This is a genomic window from Streptomyces microflavus, from assembly GCF_014650075.1.
Classification (GTDB): Bacteria; Actinomycetota; Actinomycetes; order Streptomycetales; family Streptomycetaceae; genus Streptomyces; species Streptomyces microflavus.
Genome location: NZ_BMUG01000020.1, coordinates 1 through 22787 on the forward strand (window position 1 = coordinate 1; position 22787 = coordinate 22787).

Annotated in this window: 17 protein-coding genes and 1 tRNA gene; 7 read left to right on the forward strand and 11 right to left on the reverse strand. The window is 69.0% G+C overall.

Annotation, left to right across the window (positions count from 1 at the left end; translation table 11 throughout):
• On the forward strand, nucleotides 1-1363 hold a 1363-nt coding region (locus IE264_RS36460; protein ID WP_190167884.1), incomplete at its 5' end, for a lysine N(6)-hydroxylase/L-ornithine N(5)-oxygenase family protein.
• 87 nt (nucleotides 1364-1450) lie between these two features.
• Here the strand turns inward: IE264_RS36460 and IE264_RS36465 are convergent.
• Nucleotides 1451-3292 (reverse strand): bifunctional metallophosphatase/5'-nucleotidase, encoded by a 1842-nt coding sequence (locus IE264_RS36465; RefSeq protein WP_190167885.1) that lies wholly within the window; start codon nucleotides 3290-3292, stop codon nucleotides 1451-1453.
• A 143-nt stretch (nucleotides 3293-3435) separates the two neighbouring features.
• Here IE264_RS36465 and IE264_RS36470 point away from each other — a divergent pair, with 143 nt between their 5' ends.
• Complete coding sequence (locus IE264_RS36470) at nucleotides 3436-4170, forward strand: SIMPL domain-containing protein (protein ID WP_190167886.1); 735 nt, start codon at nucleotides 3436-3438, stop codon at nucleotides 4168-4170.
• Between the two features lie 120 nt (nucleotides 4171-4290).
• Entirely contained in the window at nucleotides 4291-5730 is a 1440-nt protein-coding gene (pyk, locus tag IE264_RS36475) for a pyruvate kinase (RefSeq protein WP_015607901.1), read from the forward strand.
• A gap of 6 nt (nucleotides 5731-5736) precedes the next feature.
• On the opposite strand, the gene IE264_RS36480 is transcribed toward pyk, so the two are convergent.
• The gene (locus IE264_RS36480; RefSeq protein ID WP_032756743.1) at nucleotides 5737-6513 is read right to left on the reverse strand and encodes a helix-turn-helix domain-containing protein; all 777 of its coding nucleotides are present in this window, start codon (nucleotides 6511-6513) and stop codon (nucleotides 5737-5739) included.
• A gap of 109 nt (nucleotides 6514-6622) precedes the next feature.
• Nucleotides 6623-6695 (reverse strand) — tRNA-Leu (locus tag IE264_RS36485).
• A gap of 99 nt (nucleotides 6696-6794) precedes the next feature.
• Between IE264_RS36485 and IE264_RS36490 the strand changes: the two genes are divergently transcribed.
• A complete protein-coding gene (locus IE264_RS36490; RefSeq protein ID WP_032756582.1) occupies nucleotides 6795-7451 on the forward strand; it encodes an ANTAR domain-containing response regulator in 657 nt (218 codons plus the stop codon).
• Between the two features lie 93 nt (nucleotides 7452-7544).
• Here the strand turns inward: IE264_RS36490 and IE264_RS36495 are convergent, their stop codons facing one another.
• The 7 genes from IE264_RS36495 to IE264_RS36525 all read right to left on the reverse strand — a co-directional run bounded on the left by IE264_RS36495 (nucleotide 7545) and on the right by IE264_RS36525 (nucleotide 16811).
• The gene (locus IE264_RS36495; RefSeq protein WP_015607899.1) at nucleotides 7545-8261 is read right to left on the reverse strand and encodes an ABC transporter ATP-binding protein; all 717 of its coding nucleotides are present in this window, start codon (nucleotides 8259-8261) and stop codon (nucleotides 7545-7547) included.
• The gene (locus IE264_RS36500) at nucleotides 8258-9238 is read right to left on the reverse strand and encodes an ABC transporter ATP-binding protein (protein ID WP_032756584.1); all 981 of its coding nucleotides are present in this window, start codon (nucleotides 9236-9238) and stop codon (nucleotides 8258-8260) included. Before IE264_RS36500 ends, IE264_RS36495 begins: the two co-directional genes overlap by 4 nt.
• Before the next feature lie 2 nt (nucleotides 9239-9240).
• On the reverse strand, nucleotides 9241-11073 hold the full coding sequence (locus tag IE264_RS36505; RefSeq protein WP_015607897.1) for a branched-chain amino acid ABC transporter permease: 1833 nt from the start codon (nucleotides 11071-11073) through the stop codon (nucleotides 9241-9243).
• Entirely contained in the window at nucleotides 11070-11999 is a 930-nt protein-coding gene (locus IE264_RS36510) for a branched-chain amino acid ABC transporter permease (protein ID WP_015607896.1), read from the reverse strand. The genes IE264_RS36505 and IE264_RS36510 overlap by 4 nt, the downstream gene beginning before the upstream one ends.
• 95 nt (nucleotides 12000-12094) lie before the next feature.
• Complete coding sequence (locus IE264_RS36515) at nucleotides 12095-13333, reverse strand: branched-chain amino acid ABC transporter substrate-binding protein (RefSeq protein WP_015607895.1); 1239 nt, start codon at nucleotides 13331-13333, stop codon at nucleotides 12095-12097.
• Nucleotides 13334-13965: 632 nt separating this feature from the next.
• A complete protein-coding gene (locus IE264_RS36520) occupies nucleotides 13966-14436 on the reverse strand; it encodes a PaaI family thioesterase (RefSeq protein WP_015607894.1) in 471 nt (156 codons plus the stop codon).
• 89 nt (nucleotides 14437-14525) lie between these two features.
• Nucleotides 14526-16811 (reverse strand): FdhF/YdeP family oxidoreductase, encoded by a 2286-nt coding sequence (locus IE264_RS36525; RefSeq protein WP_032756744.1) that lies wholly within the window; start codon nucleotides 16809-16811, stop codon nucleotides 14526-14528.
• Between the two features lie 127 nt (nucleotides 16812-16938).
• Here IE264_RS36525 and polA point away from each other — a divergent pair, with 127 nt between their 5' ends.
• On the forward strand, nucleotides 16939-19650 hold the full coding sequence (polA, locus tag IE264_RS36530) for a DNA polymerase I (protein ID WP_032756587.1): 2712 nt from the start codon (nucleotides 16939-16941) through the stop codon (nucleotides 19648-19650).
• Between the two features lie 60 nt (nucleotides 19651-19710).
• Here the strand turns inward: polA and IE264_RS36535 are convergent, their stop codons facing one another.
• Entirely contained in the window at nucleotides 19711-20595 is an 885-nt protein-coding gene (locus tag IE264_RS36535; RefSeq protein WP_032756590.1) for a DUF4184 family protein, read from the reverse strand.
• Between the two features lie 201 nt (nucleotides 20596-20796).
• On the opposite strand from IE264_RS36535, the gene IE264_RS36540 reads away from it, so the two are divergent.
• Entirely contained in the window at nucleotides 20797-22512 is a 1716-nt protein-coding gene (locus IE264_RS36540; RefSeq protein ID WP_032756591.1) for a lytic transglycosylase domain-containing protein, read from the forward strand.
• A 133-nt stretch (nucleotides 22513-22645) separates the two neighbouring features.
• Nucleotides 22646-22783, forward strand: a complete 138-nt coding sequence (locus IE264_RS36545; protein ID WP_015607889.1) for an SPW_0924 family protein — start codon at nucleotides 22646-22648, stop codon at nucleotides 22781-22783.
• The last annotated feature ends 4 nt before the right edge of the window (nucleotides 22784-22787 follow it).

The following is a 22787-nucleotide window of genomic DNA, read 5'->3' on the forward strand; positions in this document are numbered from 1 at the left end:
CTTCAACCTCTCCCTCGCCGCCCTCGCCCACAACATCCCCGCCGCCCCCGACGACCCCCGCCCCCTCGCCGCGACCTTCTACGAACAACGCCCCGCCTTCCACTGGCACCCCGGTCTCCTCCTCGACGGCGCCAGCCTCCAAGTCCCCTTCCTCGCCGACCTCGTCACCCTCGCCGACCCCTCCAGCCCCTGGAGCTTCCTCAACTACCTCCGCACCCGCGACCGCCTCTTCCCCTTCTACTTCGCCGAGCGCTTCCACATCCAACGAGCCGAATACGACGCCTACTGCCGCTGGGTCAGCGAACAACTCCCCGGACTCCACTTCGGCCACCAGGTCGACGCCGTCCGCTGGAACACCGAACGCGCCCTCTTCGAAGTCGACTTCACCCAACTCGACCGCGACGGCGAAGCCGAAGCCCTCGGCCGCGCCTACGCCCGCCACATCGCCCTCGGCATCGGCACCGAACCCTTCGTCCCCGAACCCCTGCGCCCCCTCGCCGAAGCCCCCAACGTCCCCGTACTCCACTCCGCCGACTACCTCCGCCACCGCGAACGCCTCCTCGCCGCCGACCACATCACCGTCATCGGCTCAGGACAGTCCGGCGCCGAAATCTTCCTCGACCTCCTGCGCGCCCGCCCCGAAGGCGCCGAAAAGATCCACTGGCTCGCCCGCACCCAGGCCTTCGCCCCCATGGAATATTCCAAGCTCGGCCTGGAGCACTTCACCCCCGACTACAGCCGCTACTTCCACGCCCTCCCCGAATCCGCCCGCGACGAACTCGTCCCCCGCCAATGGCAGCTCCACAAAGGCATCGACGCCGACACCATCGCCGCCATCCACGACGAGCTCTACCGCCGCACCCTCCACGGCGGCTGGCCCGACACCACCCTCACCCCCGGCGTCCACGTCCGCACCGCGGGCCGCGTCGCCAACACCCGCGTCGAACTCCACCTCGAACACACCCAGCAAGGCTCCCGCTCCCGCCTCACCACCGACGCCGTCATCCTCGCCACCGGCTACCGCGAACGCCCCCTCGACGCCCTCCTCGGCGGCCTCGACCCCTACCTCCGCCGCGACGCCTCCCACCGCCCCCGCATCGACGACCAGTACCGCCTCGTCCTCGACCGCAACGTCACCGGCCACGTCTACGTACAGAACGCCGAACGCCACACCCACGGAGTCGGCGCCCCCGACCTAGGCCTCGCCGCCTGGCGCAGCGCCACCATCCTCAACAACCTCACCGGCACCACCCCCTACCCCCTCCCCGAACGCACCGCCTTCACCACCTTCGGCCTCACCCCGAACTCCCCACGGGTCCCCGCCCAGGCCCCCGCCCTCATCCCCCTGAGTCAGTCCGTCTAGCCGACGCACGGCGGACGGCGGACACAGAACGGCCCGGGACTCCACCGGACGGAGACCCGGGCCGAACGAACAGCACACCCCACAGAGTTACGGGAACACCGGCGACCCCTCACGCGTCAGCCGCCACCCCACCGAAGCGAACGCCGCCGGATCCACCGACCCCTTCGCCTGCACCCACCCGATGATCGTGTTCCGGATCTCGTCCGAATTCGCCCACAACTGCTTCGCACCCGGCACATGCGGGAAATTACCCCCACCACTCGCCCGGTAATTATTCACCGCGAACACGAACCGCGCCGCCGGATCCACCGGCTTCCCCTCGAACGAAAGCCCCACGATCCGCGACCCCACCGGCTGCGCGATATCGATGTCGTACGTCACCCCCGACACCGCGTCGTAGTTGTAATCCGGAATACCGTCCGCATTCGTCAGCTTCGCCGTATCCACCGGACCACCCGCAGCCGTCCGCACGTAATACCGCGCCGAATACTCCAAATAATCCTTCAACTGCGCCCCCGTCAGCAGCCGCGCCTCCAGCGTGTTCTCGAACGGATACAGCCCCGCCGCATCCCGGATCGTCACATCACCGGCCGGGAGCCCCGCCGTACGCGAGAAGCACGACGCCTGCGACAGCACCGGCAGCGCCGCGTACTCCCCACCCGCCAGCGCCGCCGCCACCGTCTCCGCCTGCACCTGGTTGATCAGATCGATGATCGGCTCGTCCTTCCACGGCGCATCCGCCGTCGACATCGCCACCACCGACGTACCGATCACCTGATTGACGTACGCCACCACCTTCCGGTGCTCGTCCCGCAGCAGCGACACCACCTTCCGGTCCTCCGCCACCGCATTCGAATTCAGCACCTGCGAACCCGCCTTCTCGACCGCCCAGCGCCCCTTCTCCCACACCAGATCGAAATCGAACAACGTCAGCCGCTGCCCCCACTTCGCCGGCTCCGAAAGAACCACCCGCTTACCCGTCACCTTGTTCGTGACAAAGTGCTCGGCGATCTCCACATGCGCGTGCCCCACCAGAATCGCGTCGATCCCCGGCACCTGCTCCGCCACCAGACCCGCCGCATTCTCGACGTACGGCAACTGATCCCCGTACGACGACGTCCCCGACGAACCCGAATGCGCCGACACGATCACCACATCAGCACCCATCGAACGCAGCTTCGGCACCCACTTCGCCGCCTGCTCCTCCAACCCCGGGAACACCATCTTCCCGCCCACATTCGCCTTGTCCCAGATCGCGATCCCCGGATTAGTCAACCCCAGAACCGCAACCCGCACATCACGACCGAACGGCGTCCGCAACCGCTTGATGACGTACGGGGCGAACGCCGGCCGCAACGTCCTCGCATCCAGCGCATTCGCCCCCAGCAGCGGGAAATCACACTGCTCCTCGAACTTCCGCAGCACCGGAATCCCGTAATTGAACTCGTGATTCCCCAGCGCTGCCGCGTCATACCCGATCGCGTTCATCGCCTGCGCCATCGGATGCACCGGACCACGCCGAGCGGTGATCGGATCGACCTTCGCGTAGTAGTACGACAACTGCGTGCCCTGGATCGTGTCACCCGCGTCGATCAACAACGTGTTCCGGCGCCCCTTCTCCCGGCGCACCTGATCCACCAGCGTCGAGATCTTCGCCAGACCGACGTCGTTGTGGGCCGCGTCGTCGTACTCCTTGTCGGTGAAGTAGTCCCAGTTGAAGACGTTCCCGTGCAGATCGGTCGTGCCCATCACGGTGAACGAGTACCGCTTACCGGGGCGCCCATGACCGTGCCCATGCCCATGCCCGCGGCCGTGCGCCTCGGCCGTACCCGCCGCCCCCACGACCGCACCGCCCGCCAACGCCACCCCCGCACCGGCGGCAGCCGAACGGCCCAGAAACGTCCTGCGGTCCAAGGGGTTCAACGACATCGCTCACTCACTCCTCGTTCAGTACGGGCAACGCGCGTAGATTCTGACCCGCCCCCCGTTCCACGCAACACCCCACACAGGTTTCGATCCGATGACCCCCCGACACACCTCCTCCACACCCACCCCCGTGCCACAGTGAACGCATGACCGAAACCCCCACACCCCAGCCCGCGTCCACCCCCACCACCCACCACCCCTACGGCACCCCCGACTCCCCCCACGTCACCGTCCGCGGCCAGGCCCACCTCGAAGTCGACCCCGAAACCGCCCACATCACCGTCACCGTCACCGCCCGCTCCACCGACCGCCGCACCACCCTCGACGACCTCACCCGCCGCAACACCACCACCCTCGACCTCATCAAGAGCTACGGCGACACCATCGAAAAACTCGAAACCGGCACCCTCACCATCAACCCCGAACTCACCCGCCACGGCCGCGCCGAACGCATCCGCGCCTACCACGGCCACATCCAACTCACCGTCACCATCAACGACTTCACCACCCTCGGCGAACTCATCACCCGCCTCGCCGACCAGGAACTCACCCGCATCGACGGCCCCTGGTGGTCCCTGCGCCCCACCTCCCCCCACCACGCCACCGCACGCAGCCAAGCCGTCCGCGAAGCCCTCCAACGCGCCCGCGAATACGCCGAAGCCCTCGACACCCGCCTCGGCGCCCTCCTCGAACTCAGCGACACCGGCACCCACCACAGCCCCCTCGCCCGCGCCGCCTTCGCCGAGTCCATGCCCTACGCGGCAGCGGCGGGCGGAGCCGACGCCGCCGACGCAGCCCCCATCAACCTCGAACCCGTACGCCAGAACATCGACGCCCAGGTCGAAGCCTCCTTCACCCTCATCCCGCCGGCCCTCGGATAAACGCTCATCAGAGCGGACCGCTGCACAATTCAACACTTGTCAATAACCCTTCACCCAAAGGTTGTTGAGGTGTCATGAGGAGCCAAATACCTACCCGTAGGTAAGGTTTAGGCTCGAACCATGCGCCGAGCGAAAATCGTTTGTACCCTGGGACCGGCAACCGACACATACGACCAGATCAAGGCCCTGGTCGAAGCGGGAATGGACATCGCCCGCTTCAACCTCAGCCACGGCTCCTACGCCGAACACGAGCAGCGATACCACCACGTCCGCAAAGCCTCCGAAGAGACCGGCCGCAGCGTCGGCATCCTCGCCGACCTTCAAGGCCCGAAGATCCGCCTCGGACGCTTCCGCGAAGGCCCCGTACTCCTTGAACGCGGCGACACCTTCACCATCACCGTCGAACCCCTCGAAAACGAAGGCAACGGCGACATCTGCGGCACCACCTACGACGGCCTCGCCGCCGACGTCACCACCGGCGAACGCATCCTCGTCGACGACGGCCGCGTCACCCTCGAAGTCACCGACGTCGACGGCCCCCGCGTCCACACCACCGTCATCGAAGGCGGCATGGTCTCCGACAACAAGGGCCTCAACCTCCCCGGCGTCGCCGTCTCCGTCCCCGCCCTCTCCGAGAAGGACATCGACGACCTCCGCTGGGCCCTGCGCACCGGCGCCGACCTCATCGCCCTCTCCTTCGTCCGCACCGGACGCGACATCGACGACGTCCACCGCATCATGGACGAGGAAGGCCGCCGCCTCCCCGTCATCGCCAAGGTCGAGAAACCCCAGGCCGTCGAGAACATCGACGACATCGTCGCCGCCTTCGACGGCATCATGGTCGCCCGCGGCGACCTCGGCGTCGAAATGCCCCTGGAACAGGTCCCGATCGTCCAGAAGCGCGCCATCAAACTCGCCAAGCGCAACGCCAAGCCGGTCATCGTCGCCACCCAGATGCTCGACTCGATGATCGACAACTCCCGCCCCACCCGCGCCGAAGCCTCCGACGTCGCCAACGCGATCATCGACGGCACCGACGCGGTGATGCTCTCCGGCGAGACCAGCGTCGGCAAGTACCCCATCGAGACCGTGCGCACCATGTCCCGCATCGTCGAAGCGGCCGAGGAAGACATCCTCGCCAAGGGCCTCCCGCCCCTCACCGACCGCAACAAGCCCCGCACCCAGGGCGGCGCCGTCGCGAGGGCCGCCGCCGAGATGGGCGACTTCCTCGGCGCGAAGTTCCTCGTCGCCTTCACCCAGAGCGGCGACACGGTCAAGCGCCTCTCCCGCTACCGCTCACCCATCCCGCTCCTCGCCTTCACCCCCGACGAAGCGACCCGCGCCCAGCTCAACCTCACCTGGGGCGTCGAGACCTTCCTCGGCCCGCACGTCGACTCCACGGACGCGATGGTCGCCCAGGTCGACGAGGAGCTCCTGCGCATCGGCCGCTGCGCGAAGGGCGACATCGTGGTGATCACCGCCGGCTCCCCGCCCGGCGTGGCCGGCTCCACCAACCTGGTCCGCGTCCACCACATCGGCGAGGACGACAGCCCGAAGTAGGGCGGCTCAGTATTTAGGCCCGACGTGCGCATCCATGAGGGCGACGGATGCCCGTCGGGCTACGGAGATGTTGAACGGATCGCTGCCGCGCGCGAGGGTGGTCCACTCCACGCCTACGGCGGTGAGGGTGTCGCTGAAGAGCCTGCGGATGTCGTCCGACTTGTTGCTGAAGAAGTACCGGGGGTACTCGTAACGCTTGCGTTCGCCGCGAACCATGCGCGTGGCCCAGTTGGTGATGCGGCAGCCGTCGGAGTGGATGAGCCCGCGGATGAATTCCCAGGGGTGGGCGGCCACGATCTGCTGCTGCCAGGGTTCGAGGGCGATCCGGCGGTTGTGCTTCTTGCCGGGGCCGTGTTGGGGGAAGAGGCAGGGCCAGTGCTTGCTGAAGGAAGTGACGTACTGGCAGCCCACACTGGCCACCCGGCAGACCTTGTTGTGCGGCCGCGCGATCTGGATGGCTTCGGCACAGGCGTCGATGAGGCCCGGCCAAGCGTCGGCGCACGCGATGCGCATCGAGTACACGCCTCGCTTCGCCGCGCTGATACAGCCGTCTCCGAGGTAGAGCCCCAGTAAGTAGGCGTACGAGGACGGGTTTTCGATCGCCGTGGGCTCTTCGGTACACCTCGGGCATGGTTTGCCCCGGTTCGTGTCGAGCGGTTCGAGGCGGGTCTGCCAGGAGCGGATCGCGGCGCGCGATATGCCGGTCTGCTTGCTCACGGAATTGAGGCTGCGTCCCTGTGCGACAAGTGCGATGACGCGTGTGCGGGTGTCAACGTCGTACATATTGACGACCTTGGACGCGATCTGGCGGTTGAGGGCCTGCATGGCGCCGTTTTCACCGGTGGGAGTGAAGATCGCCAACCGTTGGTGAACCTTGGAAATGAAGGGAAAGTGCCCTGGGTGGGATTCGAACCCACGCTGTCGGTGGTTTGAGCACCGTGTCTCTACCGCTGGACTACCAGGGCTGGCTTAGCATCAAAGGTTAGTTTAGACCCGCTGTGACTCAAACATACAGGAGCTAGGTAGGCTCATGTAGCAGTGCCTGCCCTGAATCAAGGAGCCCCGTGACCACCCCCGAGTCGCCCCAGCCCGTAGACGCCGTCGACGACGACAAGTCGCACGTCCCGCCGCTGACGACCCGTGTCGTCATCGCCGAGGACGAGGCCCTCATCCGCCTCGACCTCAAGGAGATGCTGGAGGAGGAGGGCTACTCCGTCGTCGGTGAGGCGGGCGACGGGCAGCAGGCCGTCGAGCTGGCCCGGGAGCACAAGCCGGACCTGGTCATCCTGGACGTGAAGATGCCGGTCCTCGACGGGATCTCCGCCGCCGAGAAGATCGCCGAGGAGTCCATCGCGCCCGTCCTCATGCTCACCGCCTTCTCGCAGCGCGACCTGGTCGAGCGGGCCCGGGACGCCGGGGCGATGGCGTACCTCGTGAAGCCGTTCAGCAAGAGCGACGTGGTGCCGGCCATCGAGATGGCCGTCTCCCGGTTCGCGGAGCTGAAGGCGCTGGAGAGCGAGATCGCGGACCTCTCCCAGCGGCTGGAGACCCGCAAGCTGGTGGACCGGGCCAAGAGCATCCTGCAGACGGATTACGGGCTCTCCGAGCCGGCCGCGTTCCGGTGGATCCAGAAGACGTCGATGGACCGGCGGATGTCGATGCAGCAGCTGGCGGAGGCGCTGATCGAGGACGCCGAGGAGAAGAAGAAGACGGCCGAGTAGCCCCGTACCGCTTACGTACGCGTAAATAAAGAGGCCCGCACCCGGAACAAGAACCGGGTGCGGGCCTCTTCGCGTACGGGGAGGGGAAGGACCTCAGTCCTCGCCCAGGTACGCCTTGCGGACCGAGTCGTCGTGCAGCAGGTCCTGGCCGGTGCCGGAGAGGACGATGTTGCCGACCTCCATCACGTGCGCGTGGTTGGCGAGCGAGAGCGCCGCCTGGGCGTTCTGCTCGACGAGCAGGATGGTGGTGCCCTGCGCGCGCAGTTCGGTGATGGTCGCCATGATCTTCTGCATCATGATCGGGGAGAGGCCCATGGAGGGCTCGTCGAGCATGAGCAGCTTCGGCTGGGACATCAGGGCCCTGCCCATGGCGAGCATCTGCTGCTCGCCGCCGGAGAGGGTTCCGGAGGCCTGCTTCCGGCGTTCCCCGAGGATGGGGAAGAGGTCGTAGGCGCGCTGGATGTCCTTGTTGATCCCGTCGCTGTCCTTGCGGAGGAACGCGCCGAGGCGCAGGTTGTCCTCGATGGACATGCGGGGGAAGATGTGGCGGCCCTCGGGGGAGTGGGCGAGTCCGAGGGAGACGACCTGGTGGGCCGGGACCTTGCGGAGGGACTTGCCGTTGAACTTGATCTGGCCGGTGAGCGGCTTGATCAGTCCGGAGAGGGTGCGCAGCGTCGTTGTCTTGCCGGCGCCGTTGGTGCCGATGAGGGTGACGACTTCGCCTTCTTCGACCTTGAACGAGATTCCCTTGACGGCCTCGATCTTGCCGTAGGCGACGCGCAGGTCCTCGACTTCGAGAAGTGCGGTCATCGGTCGTTCTCCTTGCTGGTGCTCTCGCCGGGGGCGGCCGGGGCGTCCTCGGTGGTGGCCTCTGCCGCGGGGGCGGTGGCCTCCGGGGTGGTGGCCTCGGTGGTCTCCGCCGCTGCTGCGGCTTCGGCGGCTTCGACCTCGGCGACCTCCGCCGCGCCCGGGTCGCCTTCGAAGGGCTCGCCGAGGTAGGCGGCGACGACGCGGTCGTCGCCCTGGACCTCGGCGGCGGTGCCTTCGACCAGTTTCTCGCCCTGGACGAGGCAGGCGACGCGGTCGCAGAGGTTGAAGATGAAGCGCATGTCGTGCTCGATGACGAGGACGGCGATGCCCTTGTCGCGGATGGCGAAGATGAGTTCTTCGGCCGCGCGGGTCTCCTGCGGGTTCATGCCTGCGGTGGGTTCGTCGAGCAGGAGGAGGCCGGGCTCGCTGGCGAGCGCGCGGGCGATCTCCAGCTTGCGCTGTTCGCCGTAGGGGAGGTTGCGGGAGAGGTGTTCGGCCTTGTGGTCGAGGCCGACGAACTCCAGCAGTTCCATGGCCCGGGCCTTGGATTCGGCCTCGGCGCGGTGGAAGCCGGGGCCGCGGAGGAGGGCGGACCAGAGGCCTTCCTTGGTGCGGGTGTGGCGTCCGACGAGGACGTTCTCCAGGACGGTCATGTTGGAGAAGAGCCGGATGTTCTGGAAGGTGCGGGCGATGCCGGTCGCCGTGATCTTGAAGGATTTGGCGGGGAGGACGTTGCCCTTGTAGCGGACTTCGCCCTCGGTGGGGATGTAGAGGCCGGTGAGGCAGTTGAAGAAGGTGGTCTTGCCTGCGCCGTTGGGGCCGATGAGGCCGACGATCTCGCCGGAGTTGACGGTGAGGTCGACGGACCGGACGGCGGTGAGGCCGCCGAACCGCATCGTGACGCCGCGGGCGTCGAGGACGGTCTCGCCGGGTGCGCTCACGGCTGCTGCCTCGGCGGTGGTGGTGTCGGTGGTCATCGTCAGGCCCCTGCCTTGGTGAGAGTGGCGGGCGCTTCGTCCTTCTCGTGGAATTCGAGCTGTCGGCGGCGGTTGGCGATGAGGCCCTCGGGGCGGAAGCGCATGAGCAGGACCAGTGCGAGGCCGAAGGCGAAGAGCTGGTAGTCGCTCATGAACTGGAGCTTGGCCGGGATGAGGAAGAGCAGTGCGCCGCCGACGAGCGGGCCGCTGATCGTTCCCATGCCGCCGAGGACGACCGCTGCCAGGAGGAAGGCCGAGTTGGGAGGGACGGCGTGGGCGAACTGGTACTGCTCGGGGGTCACGGTGTAGGTGACGTGTGCCTGTACGGCTCCGGCGAGGCCGGCGAGGGTGGCGCCGAGGGCGAAGGCGATGAGCTTGGTGCGGAAGCCGTTGATGCCCATGGCTTCGGCGGCTGTCTCGTCCTCGCGGATGGCGACCCAGGCGCGGCCGATGCGGGATTCCGCGCTGCGGCGGAAGACCACGACCACGACGAGGGTGACCAGCAGCATCAGGAAGAAGTAGTTCGCGAAGCGGCCGATGGTGAACCCGGCGATGGTGTGGGTGGCGCCGAAGTCGAAGCCGAACATGGTGAGGTTCGGGATCGAGGAGATGCCGTTGGAGCCGTTGGTGACGTCGGGTCCTGAGGTGCCGTCGAGGTTGAGGACGGCGATGCGGAAGATCTCTCCGAAGCCGAGGGTCACGATGGCGAGGTAGTCGCCGCGCAGTCGCAGGGTGGGGGCGCCGATGAGGACGCCGAAGACCATGGATGCGGTGGCGCCGACCAGGATGGCCTGCCAGAACGGCAGCTGGATGCCGAGCGGGGAGGTCGGGGAGCCGGAGACCAGGGCGGCGGCGTAGGCGCCGACGCCGAGGAAGGCGACGTATCCGAGGTCGAGGAGGCCGGCGAGGCCGACGACGATGTTCAGACCGAGGGCGACGGTGGCGAAGATGAGGATGTTGACGCCGATGGTCGCGTACTGGTCGTCGGACTGGGTGAACGGGAAGGCCGCGGCGGCTACGAAGGCGCCGACGAGGGTCACGTTGCGGTGGCGTGCGGTGAGGGTGGAGACCCGCTGGATGAGGCCGGCTTTCTGGATCGCCGCGAAGCCGAAGCCAGCGGTGATGAGGAAGCCGATGAACAGCTGGTCGTACTCGGTGGTGATGCCGTAGGTGAAGACGGCGAGGCCGAGTGCGAGGACGACCGCGACGATCAGGATCTCGATGTACGAGGGGAGGGTCTTCGCGGGCGGGGCGGGGGTGGTGGCGAGGGTGCCCTTGTAGACGGACCAGCGGTTGCTGAGGTTGTGCTTGAACTGGTCGAAGGCGCTGTCGTCGGGGTCGGCCGGGCTGGTTTCGGGCCGCTCGTAGGGCAGGGAGCGGGCGCCGAGCCAGCCGATGAGGGTGGCGGCCAGGGCGACGTAGGCGCCGGGTTCGAGGTTGACCGCGCCGCCGAGCTTGGTGCTGATGGCGCCGATGGTGAACCAGGCGGTGGCGAAGGCCGCGTAGGCGGCGAGCCGGATCGCGGGGTCGGCGCCCTGCGGGGTGAGCCAGTTCAGGCCCTTGATCCCGTAGGAGGAGAGGCCGAAGAGGGTGAGGAGTGCGCCGCTGACGAGGACGAGCCACTGGAGGCCGCCGGGGTAGCCGTAGACCGTGAGGTCGCCGGGGAAGGCGGAGGTCCAGGTCCAGGCGAGGAAGGCGGAGACGACGGTGAGTGCGCCGCCTGCGGTGGCTGTGGCCCGTGCGATGTGGGGCGGGAGGAGGGAGCCGCGGGTGGCCGGGGTGGCCGGTGCGGGTGCGGTGACCGTGGTGGTCTGTGTAGTGGTCATCGTGGTCACGCCCTGTCCGCGACGCGCTCGCCCATGATGCCCTGGGGCCGGAAGAGGAGCACGAGGATGAGGAGTACGAACGCCCAGGCGTTGGCCCAGGACTGGCCGCCGAGCTGTTCGAGGCCGGGTATTTCGGCGACGTAGGCGGCTGCCATGGTCTCGGCGACGCCGAGGGTGAGGCCGCCGATCATGGCGCCGTAGATGTTGCCGATGCCGCCGAGGACGGCTGCGGTGAAGGCCTTGAGGCCGAGGAGGAAGCCCATGCGGAACTGGACTTCGCCGTACTTGAGGCCGTAGGCGACGGCTCCGATGGCGGCGAAGGTGGCGCCGAGGGCGAACGCGACCACGATGATGCGGTCGGTGTTGATGCCCATGAGCTTGGCGGTGTCCGGGTCCTGCGCGGTGGCCTGCATGCCGCGGCCGGTGCGGGTCTTGACCACGAAGTAGCCGAGGACGGCCATCGACAGGGGGGCGGCGATGAGCAGGAAGACGTCACCGGTCTGGATGGTGACGGGGCCGAGCTCGAAGGGGCCGCCGGGGATTTCGGGGAAGGTGCGGGCGGACTTGGCGCCCGGGTACCAGGCCCATACGGCTTGCTGGAGGGCGAGCGAGAGGCCGATGGCGGTGATGAGTGGTGCGAGTCGTGGTCCGCCGCGCAGTGGCCGGTAGGCGAATCGTTCCGCTCCGACCGCGATGGTGGTGGCGACGACGATCGCGCCTATGAGCATGAGGGGGAGTGCGAGCAGCACGCTGGTGCCGCTGGGGAGTATGAGCCAGACCGTGAGGGCCCCGAAGCCGCCGGTCATGAAGATCTCGCCGTGGGCGAAGTTGATGAGCTGGACAATGCCATAGACCATCGTGTAGCCGATGGCGACGAGCCCGTACATCGATCCGAGTAGCAGGCCGTTGACCAGCTGTTGCGGCAGTTCGTTCACCGCGGGTCCTCCGTGTCTTTCGCCGGGTATAGAGCAGCGCGGGGTGCCTGGTGTGCGGCCCCCCGCGCTGCCGGTGGTAGGTCAGGCTGGTGGTGTCAGCTGGTGAGCTCGCCGGACTTGACCGCGGCCCAGTTGCCGTCCTTGTACTCGTAGACGGTGAGCTGCTTGTTGGTGGTGTCACCGAACTCGTCGAAGGAGACCTTGCCGGTCACGCCTTCGAAGTCGACCTTGCCGACGGCCTCGGCGACCTTGGCGCGGGCGTCGCTCGGGAGCTTGCCGTCGTTGGCCTCGACGACGGCCTTGACGGCCTCGATGATCGACCAGGCGGCGTCGTAGGAGTAGCCGCCGTAAGCCTCGAAGGGCTCCTTGTAGCCGGCCTTCTCGTAGTTCGCGACGAACTCCTTGGCGGACGGCAGGGTCTCGATCGGCGCGCCGACGGAGGTGGCGAGGTCGCCCACGCCTTCCGCGCCGGAGAGCTTGATGTACTCGCCGCTGTAGATGCCGTCGCCGCCGACGAGCGGGATCTTGGCGCCGGCCTTCTTGATCTGCTTGCTCAGCGGGCCTGCGGCGGGGTACTCGCCGCCGTAGTAGACGACGTCGGCGCCGGAGCTCTTGACCTTGGTGGCGACCGAGGAGAAGTCCTTGGTCTCGGGGTCGATGTGCTCGGTGCCGGCGATCTTGCCACCGAGCTTCTCGAACTCGGCCTTGAAGGTGCCGGCCAGGCCTGCGCCGTAGGTCTTCTTGTCGTCGATGACGAAGACGTTCTTCTTCTTGGCGTCGTTGAAGAGGTACTGCGCCGCGAAGGGGCCCTGGACGGCGTCCGTGGTCGCGGTGCGGAAGTAGGAGGCGAACGGGCGGGCCTTGGTGCCGCCGTTCCAGTCCTGGCCCTGGGTGAGGGAGGGCGAGGTGTTCGCCGGGGAGACCTGGACGAGCTTGGCGTCGGCCAGGACCTTCTGCATGGACTCGCCGACGGACGAGTTCAGCGGGCCGACGGTGCCGAGGACCTTCTTGTTGGCGACGAACTTGCTGGCGTTCTGCTGTCCGGAGGACGGCTGGGCCTGGTCGTCGAGCGCCTGGATCTCGAAGGTGATGCCTTCGACGTACTTCTTGGAGTTGGCCTGCTTGACGGCGAGGTCGGCGGAGTTCTTGATGCCGAGGCCGAGGGCGGACAGGTCGCCGGTGAGCGGGGCGTCGAGGCCGATGACGACGGTCTGGGTGCCACCGTCGCCGCCGCTGCCGTCGTTGCCGCTGTCGTCACGCGATCCACAGGCGGTGAGGGTGAGTGCTCCGGTGGTGAGCACGGCAGTGAGTATGAGCAAAGAACGGTGTCGCACGAAAAGTCCTTTCCCTGGCGCGGCCTCCTCTGCTTGAGGTGCCGTGTCGGTCGCCGGGCCGTACTGAGTGGTGCGAGGGGGCTGTGCAGCAGACGTGCCCGGCGGCGCGGTGACTGGCGGTGACTCTAAGCGCAGCTGAGGGCCTCCGGGACGGGTCGGCGACGGATGTGACGCTCTTGTTATGCCGTTGAGCAAGGCTTGAGGTTCCTGGGTGTGGATGTGTGGCTTTGGCACGGAGTGCGGAATGACCACATGCTGAGAACGCGCAGCTCTGCTAAGGGGCTTGGGGTGATCTTGGTGCTGACGCGAGGTGGGGGTGGCGTCGGGCGTGCCGGTGCTCCCCGGGGGCCTCGGGCCGGGGTGGGCGGCTGGTTCTCGCATTTCGTGCTTGTTACGCAGTGTTACGGCCGCGAAGGTGCGTTCGAGTCCGCTGAGGCCAATGTGGCTGCTGAGTGGCTCATGGAACGTCGTGCGGCGTCAAGGGTGTTGACCGAGTGTGGTGATCAACGTGGTGGGAATTGGTGGGGATATGGCGCTGCCCGGCCGGAATGCGAGGTGCGATTCCGGCCGGGCAGTGGGGCCTTGCGGCGGTGGTACGGGGGTGGTGTGGCGTGCTGTCGGGAGTGCGGGTGTCAGCTCGCGTCGGGGCGGGGGGCGTCACGGAGGAGGCAGGTGAGACGGGCGGTACAGACCCGCTTGTCCTGTTCGTCGGTGATGACGATCTCGTACGTGGCGGTCGAGCGGCCGCGGTGTACGGGGGTGGCGACGCCGGTGACGAGGCCGCTGCGGGCGCCGCGGTGGTGGGTGCAGTTCAGGTCGACGCCGACGGCGATCTTGCCTGCGCCGCCGTGGAGCATGGAGCCGATGGAGCCAAGGGTCTCGGCGAGGACTGCGGAGGCGCCGCCGTGCAGGAGGCCGTAGGGCTGGGTGTTTCCTTCGACGGGCATGGTGCCGACGACGCGGTCGGCGGCGGCCTCGACGATGGTCACGCCCATGCGTTCGCCGAGGTGGCCTGCGGAGAAGAGGGCGGGCAGGTCGATGCCGAGTGCCGCGTACTCGTCGATGACTTCCTGCGGGAAGAGGGGTGCGGTGTGCTCGCCCATGGATCCGGCTCCGATCGTCTGCGCTGGTTCATTGCTGTGTGCACTGTTCTTACCAGACGACTGAGCAAACGCTTAGGGGGTGGCGGTTCTCAGTCGGTGGCCTCTGTGCTCTCGAAGCGGATCACGACCGACTTGCTGGCCGGGGTGTTGCTGGTGTCCGCGGTGGAGCCGAGCGGGACCAGGACGTTGGTCTCGGGGTAGTAGGCGGCGGCGCAGCCACGGGCGGTGGGGTAGTGGACGACGCGGAAGCCCTCCGCGCGGCGTTCCACGCCGTCCTTCCACTCGCTGACGAGGTCGGTGTAGGCGCCGTCGGTGAGGCCGAGGGCTTCCGCGTCGTCGGGGTTGACCATGACGATGCGGCGGCCGCCCTTGATGCCGCGGTAGCGGTCGTCGAGGCCGTAGATGGTGGTGTTGTACTGGTCGTGGGAGCGCAAGGTCTGCAACAGGAGCCTGCCTGCGGGGAGTTCGGGGAACTCGACGGGCGCTGCGGTGAAGTTGGCGCGTCCGGTGGCGGTGGGGAAGCGGCGTTCGTCGCGGGGGGCGTGGGGGAGGGCGAAGCCGCCGGGGTGGGCGGCGATGCGGGTGTTGAAGTCCTCGAAGCCGGCGACGACGCGGGAGATCCGGTCGCGGATGGTGGCGTAGTCCCGCTCGAACTCCTCCCACGGCGTACGGGAGTCGGCGCCTAGGACCGCGCGGGCGAGGCGGGCGACGATCGCCGGCTCGGAGAGGAGGTGGGGGCTCGCGGGGGTGAGGTTGCCCCGGGAGGCGTGGACCATGCCCATGGAGTCCTCGACGGTCACGAACTGCTTGCCGCTGGCCTGGGTGTCCTTGTCGGTGCGGCCGAGCGTCGGCAGGATCAGGGCGCGGGTGCCGGTGACGGCGTGCGAGCGGTTGAGCTTGGTCGACACGTGGACGGTGAGGCGGGCGCGGCGCATCGCGGCCTCGGTGACCGTGGTGTCGGGGGTGGCGGCGACGAAGTTGCCGCCCATGGCGAAGAAGACCTTGGCCTCCCCGTCGCGCAGGGCCTGGATGGAGCGCACCACGTCGTAGCCGTGGTGGCGGGGCGAGGTGATGCCGAACTCCTTGTCGAGGGCGTCGAGGAAGGCCGGGGCGGGCCGTTCGAAGATGCCCATGGTGCGGTCGCCCTGGACGTTGGAGTGGCCGCGCACGGGGCAGACCCCGGCGCCGGGGCGGCCGATGTTTCCGCGCAGGAGAAGGAAGTTGACGACTTCGCGGATGGTGGGCACGGAGTGCTTGTGCTGGGTGAGTCCCATGGCCCAGCAGACGATGGTGCGCTCCGAGGCGAGGACCATGGTGAGGGCCTGCTCGATCTCGGGGCGGGTGAGGCCGGTGGCGGCGAGGGTCTCGTCCCAGTCGGCGGCTTCGGCGGCCTTGGCGAACTCCTCGTAACCGTGGGTGTGTTCGGTGATGAAGGCGGTGTCGACGGCGCCTTCGGTGGCGAGGATCAGCTTGTTGAGGAGGCGGAAGAGGGCCTGGTCGCCGCCGATGCGGATCTGGAGGAAGAGGTCGTTGAGCGGTGTGCCCCTGAGCATGCCGTGCGGGGTCTGCGGGTTCTTGAACCGCTCCATGCCGGCTTCGGGGAGCGGGTTCACCGAGATGATCTTCGCTCCGGAGTTCTTGGCCTTCTCCAGGGCGGAGAGCATCCGGGGGTGGTTGGTGCCGGGGTTCTGTCCGGCGACGATGATCAGGTCGGCCTGGTGGATGTCCTCCAGGGAGACGCTGCCCTTGCCGATGCCGATGGTCTCGTTGAGCGCCGAGCCGGACGACTCGTGGCACATGTTGGAGCAGTCGGGGAGGTTGTTGGTGCCGAACTCGCGGGCGAAGAGCTGGAGGAGGAACGCGGCCTCGTTGCTGGTGCGCCCCGAGGTGTAGAAGAGGGCCTCGTCGGGGGAGGCCAGGGCGGTCAGCTCCTCGGCGATGACCGCGAAGGCGCGTTCCCAGGTGATGGCCTCGTACCGGTCGGCGCCTTCGGGGAGGTACACCGGCTGGGTGATCCTGCCCTGCTGGCCCAGCCAGTAGCCGCTGCGCTCGGCGAGGTCGGCGACGGGGTGCGCGGCGAAGAAGTCGGGGGTGACGCGGCGCAGGGTCGCCTCTTCGGCGACGGCCTTCGCCCCGTTCTCGCAGAATTCGGCGGTGTGCCGCTTCTCGCCCTCGGGCCAGGCGCAGCCGGGGCAGTCGAAGCCGTTCTTCTGGTTGACCTTGAGGAGGGTCTGCGCGGTGCGGCGCACGCCCATCTGCTGCTGGGCGATGCGCAGGGAGTGGGCGACGGCGGGCAGTCCGGCGGCGGCGTGCGGGGCCGCTTCGACCTGCGGGGCGTCCTGGACCGGGTCACCGGTCGGCGGCTTGCTGGCCATGATGCTGCTCCCCTTCGAGCGCTCTTCCACGTGGCGAGGTATTGCATGTCCTCACCATCGATCCTGTCACGGCCGCGCAAGGTGGTGCCGGTCCGGATTGTCAGTGGGGCGTGGCAGGATCGGGGGCGTGGCTGAGACGGCATCGAAGAAGACGGCAGACAACCGACCGCGCCTGCTCCTCATGGACGGGCACTCCCTGGCGTACCGGGCGTTCTTCGCCCTGCCCGCGGAGAATTTCACGACGGCGGTGGGGCAGCCGACGAATGCCGTGTACGGCTTCATGTCGATGCTGGCGAACACCCTGCGTGACGAGGCGCCCACGCACTTCGCGGTCGCGTTCGACGTGTCCCGCAAGACCTGGCGTGCGCAGGAGTTCCCGGAGTACAAGGCGAACCGCTCCAAGACCCCCGACGAGTTCAAGGGGCAGGTCGAGCTGATCGGCGAGCTGCTGGACGCGATGCACGCGGACCGGTTCGCGGTGGACGGGTTCGAGGCGGACGACGTCATCGCGACGCTGGCGACCCAGGCCGAGGCGGCCGGGTTCGAGGTGCTGATCGTCACCGGTGACCGGGACTCCTTCCAGCTGATCACGGAGAACGTGACCGTGCTGTACCCCACCAAGGGGGTCTCCGAGCTGACCCGGTTCACTCCGGAGAAGGTCGTCGAGAAGTACGGACTCACCCCGCAGCAGTATCCGGACTTCGCCGCGCTGCGCGGCGACCCGTCGGACAACCTTCCGGGCATCCCCGGCGTCGGTGAGAAGACGGCCGCGAAGTGGATCAACCAGTTCGGTTCGTTCGCGGAGCTGGTGGAGCGGGCCGACGAGGTCAAGGGCAAGGCCGGGCAGAATTTCCGGGACCACCTGGACGCGGTGAAGATGAACCGGGTCCTGACCGAGATGGTCCGGGACGTGGAGCTGCCGAAGTCCCCGGCCGAGCTGGAGCGCGCTCCGTACGACCGCACGGCGGTCACCGGTGTCCTGGACATACTGGAGATCCGTAACCCGAGCCTGCGTGAGCGTCTTCTCGCCGTCGACCCGGGTGCGGCGGAGGCCGAGCCGCCCGCGCCCGCCGCCGGGATCGAGCTGGACGGGGTGGTGCTCGGCTCGGGTGAGGTCGCCCCGTGGCTGGAGGCGCACGGTGCGCAGCCGCTCGGCGTGATGACCGTCGACACCTGGTCGCTGGGCGCCGGCACGGTCACCGAGGTGGCGCTCGCCGCAGCCGACGGTGCCGCCGCCTGGCTGGACCCGACGCAGCTGGAGGAGGCCGACGAGCGGGCGTTCGCCGCCTGGGTGTCGGACCCGCAGCGGCCGAAGGTCCTGCACAACGCGAAGAACGTGATGCGGGTCTTCCCCGAGCACGGCTGGCAGCTCGAAGGCGTCGCGATGGACACCGCGCTCGCCGCGTATCTGGTGAAGCCGGGCCGCCGCTCCTTCGCCCTGGACGCGCTGGCCGTGGAGTATCTGGGCCGCGAGCTGGCCCCGGCCGCCGCCTCCGACGGGCAGCTGGCCTTCGGCGCGGACGACCGGGCCGAGGCGGACGCCCTGATGGCGCAGGCCCGCGCCGTGCTCGACCTGGGTGACGCGTTCACGACCCGCCTGAAGGAGGTCAACGCCACCGAGCTGCTCCATGACATGGAGCTGCCGACCTCGATCCTCCTGGCCCGTCTGGAGCGGCACGGGATCGCCGCGGACCGGGCCCATCTGGAGTCCATGGAGGAGCAGTTCGCCGGGACCGTGCAGCAGGCGGTGAAGGAGGCGCACGCGGCGGTGGGCCGGGAGTTCAACCTCGGTTCGCCCAAGCAGCTCCAGGAGATCCTCTTCGGTGAGCTGGGCCTGCCGAAGACGAAGAAGACCAAGACCGGATACACGACGGACGCGGACGCGCTGGCCTGGCTGGCCGCGCAGACCGAGCACGAGTTGCCGGTCCTGATGCTGCGCCACCGCGAGCAGGCGAAGCTGAGGGTCACGGTCGAGGGCCTGGTCAAGACGATCGCCGCCGACGGCCGGATCCACACCACGTTCAACCAGACGGTGGCGGCGACGGGCCGGCTCTCCTCCACCGACCCCAACCTGCAGAACATCCCCGTCCGTACGGATGAGGGGCGGGCGATCCGCCGGGGCTTCGTCGTCGGCGAGGGCTTCGAGACGCTGATGACGGCGGACTACAGCCAGATCGAGCTGCGGGTGATGGCGCACCTCTCCGAGGACGCCGGTCTCATCGAGGCGTTCACCTCCGGCGAGGACCTGCACACCACGGTCGCCTCGCAGGTCTTCGGCGTCGAGAAGGGCGCTGTCGACGCGGAGATGCGCCGCAAGATCAAGGCCATGTCGTACGGACTGGCCTACGGTCTCTCCGCGTTCGGCCTCTCCCAGCAGCTGAACATCGACCCGGCCGAGGCCCGGGTGCTGATGGACACCTACTTCGAGCGGTTCGGCGGGGTCCGGGACTACCTCCACCGGGTCGTCGAGGAAGCGCGTGCCACCGGGTACACGGAGACGATCCTCGGCCGCCGCCGCTATCTCCCCGACCTGAACAGCGACAACCGCCAGCGCCGCGAGGCCGCCGAGCGGATGGCGCTCAACGCCCCGATCCAGGGCACCGCCGCGGACATCGTGAAGGTGGCGATGCTGCGGGTGGACAAGGCGCTGCGGGAGGCGGAGCTGACCTCGCGGATGCTGCTCCAGGTCCACGACGAAATCGTGCTGGAGATCGCGAAGGGCGAGCGGAAGCAGGTGGAGCAGATCCTCCGCCACGAGATGGCGAACGCCGTCGAGCTGCGCGCCCCGCTCGACGTCTCGGTCGGCGTCGGCAAGGACTGGGAGTCGGCGGCCCACTGAGCCGGGGGAAACGGGAAGGGCCCGGAACCGCATCGCGGTCCCGGGCCCTTACCCGTGCGGCTACTCCCGGCCGGCGGACGCTCCCGTACGGGACTCCTCCGCCCCGGACACCGTCCCCGGGCCGTCGTCCGCCGGCCGCCGCCTGCGCAGCAGCCGCATCCACACCCCGTACAGCAGCAGTCCGGCCGCAAGTCCCGCGCCCGCGCCGAAGCAGGCGGTCGGGATGATGTCGAGCGGGTTCTCGATGCGCCCGAAGTGGGCGTACCAGCGCACGCACCGGTGGGCGGTCCCCAGCACCACGCAGCCGGCCAGCAGTCCGAGCGCGCCCCACCGTTCGCCCCGGCCGAGCGACGGGAGCGCCGGGTCCACGGGCGCCGGGGCGTCGGCGGTGCGTCGCAGCCCGGTGGCGACGAACCAGCCGAGCACCACCAGCGCCAGCGCCGAGCTGCCGTACTGCGCGAACTGGTAGAGCGGGAAGCCGCCGACGGTCCGGTTGAGGAACGGCAGCAACTCCGTGCCCCACCTGCTGTGATGGGTGAACGCGTCCCACACCACATGCGTGGCGGCACCGAGTGCGGCGGACCGCACGAACCACAGCCAGGCGGACGGCCCGAACGTTTCGCGGGTCCACCGCTGTCCCCGTACGAAGGTGTGGACGCGGCCCCGTACCCGTACCGGAAGCAGTGCAACCAGCGGCTCGCGCAGCGCCGCCCACACGGCCACCAGCACGGCCGCGATCAGCACGTTCACGGTGACCACACCGAGGAAGGTGTGCGTGAAGTCACCGAACTCCATGGCCCCGGGGATCACCGTGTCCGCGAAGTAGGTGACGTCGGGCGCGAACGAGCCGGCGACGAGCGCCGAGGGGAACAGCCCCCAGCGGGCGGTCCCGTTCCGGCGGATCGCCGGGAGCACGGCGGCGGCATGGCTGAGGGTGAACGGCATGGCGGCAAGTATGCGCGAACGTCGGGTACCGCACCTCGGGGCACCCTCCGTTGCCCTCCCGGACCACGTGTGCGCGGGAACGTGAAAAAACAGTAAGAAGCGGTCAGGGTGCGGTGCCCGGGCGTCACGAGGTGCCGTAGGGTCGCTTGAGTCTTGCGCTGGGGAGCGCGAGCAGCCTTCGAGGGGGAGGGACCGGAACGTATGGCAGCGCACATTCGACGACGTCTGCGCAAGGGGGCCACGACCACCGCGGTGGCGGCGGCCGCCGTGGCGGCGCTCGCGGCTTCCCAGGCCCCCGCGGCCCCGCTGACCGAAGGGTCCACGGGCGGCGACCAGCAGGCCGCCGGCGGTGAGTCGGGCGGCCCGGAGGACGATGCCGCCACGGGCAACTCGCCGTACTACACCGACCTTCCGCCCCTCGTCACGCCCGACCGGCCCGGTTCGTCCAGTAATCTCCCGGCCGCCACCGGCAGTGCGGAAGCGGGCATTCCGGCCTCCGTCCTGGCCGCGTACAAGCAGGCCGAGCGGACCGTGGCGGGCACCGACCCGGCCTGCCGGCTGCCCTGGCAGCTCCTCGCCGCGATCGGCAAGGTCGAGTCCGGCCAGGCCCGCGGCGGCAAGGTCGACGCGAACGGCACCACCCCCTCCCCGATACTCGGCCCGGCCCTCAACGGCCAGGGCTTCGCACTGATCAAGGACACCGACGGCGGGGCGTACGACGGTGACGCCGTCCACGACCGCGCGGTCGGCCCGATGCAGTTCATCCCGTCGACCTGGGCCACCTGGGGCCAGGACGCGAACGGCGACGGCCGCAAGGACCCCAACAACATCTACGACGCGGCGCTCGCCGCCGGGCGCTACCTCTGCGCGGGCGGCCGGGACCTCGCCGTCGCGGCCGATCTCGACCGGGCCGTACTGAGCTACAACCAGTCGACGGAGTACCTGCGTACGGTCCGCTCCTGGTTCGCGTACTACCAGCGCGGTACGCACGAGGTGCCCGACGGCAGCGGAGTCCTCCCCACCTCTCCCAGCACCCCGACGCCGAGCCCCACCCCCGGCGGGACGACGAGCCCGACGCCGTCCCCGTCGCCCTCCAAGTCCGGCGGTACGAAGCCGAGCCCCGGCCCCTCGAAGCCCGGCGGCGGCTCCAGCCCGACCCCGAAGCCCACGCCGACGCCGACCCCGCCCCCGAAGCCGACCCCGCCCCCGGCCGACACTCTCGGCTCCCTGGAGAACGCGGGCACCGGCCCCCTCACCGCCACCGCGGGCGGGACGTTCGACGAGCGGGTCTCCGTCCGCGCCCGCAACGCCCTCGGCGCACCGATGGCCCAGCTGCCCGTCACCTTCACCGTCACCGGGTCCACCGGCACCCTCTTCGACGGCGGCCGGAAGACGGTCACGGTCCTCAGCAAGGCCGACGGCACCGCCACCGCACCGGCGCTCAAGGCGGGCGAGAAGTCCGGCGACTTCACCGTGACCGCCACCGCCGGCACCACCCGGCCGCGCACCCTGACGTACGCGGCGAGCGTCACCGCCCGCCAGGCCGACGTGATCGTACGGACGGACAGCAAGGCGCTCGTCGCGGCGCCCGGCGAGAAGTTCGCGGACGCGGTCACCCTCAAGGCCACGTACAAGGGCGCCGCAGCCGCCGGAGTGGCCGTCACCGCCACCCTGGTCGCGGATGCCGACAAGCCCGCCGAGAACGACAGGGGCCCGCACTTCAAGGACGCGGACGGCAAGCCGCTGCGCACCCTGGCCCTCACGACGGACGCCGACGGGCTGCTCCGGCTCCCGGACCTCTTCGCCGACGAGAACCCGGGCACGTACCAGCTGGTGCTCACCACCGAGGGCGGCGCCACGGTCGTCATCGAGCTCACCGTGGAAGCGGCCGAGGAGACGGCGCCCCCTGAAGCCTGACCCGCCCGCTCTCCCGACAGCCCCCGCACCCACCCGGTGCGGGGGCTGTCCGCGCTGTTCTCATCTCACGCCCGGGTTGCTACGGTGCCCCAGCCCTGACGCCCCATCAGATCACCGTCCCGGGAGGCCGAGCATGCGTGCCCTCGTCGCCGCCGCCATCGGACTGGCCGCCGCCCTCGCGCTGGTGTTCACGATCTCCGCCGTCGGCTCCCCGCCCGGCGAGACCTCACCGAAACCCCTGCTCACCACCGTCCCGGGCCCCAAGCAGTAGCCCA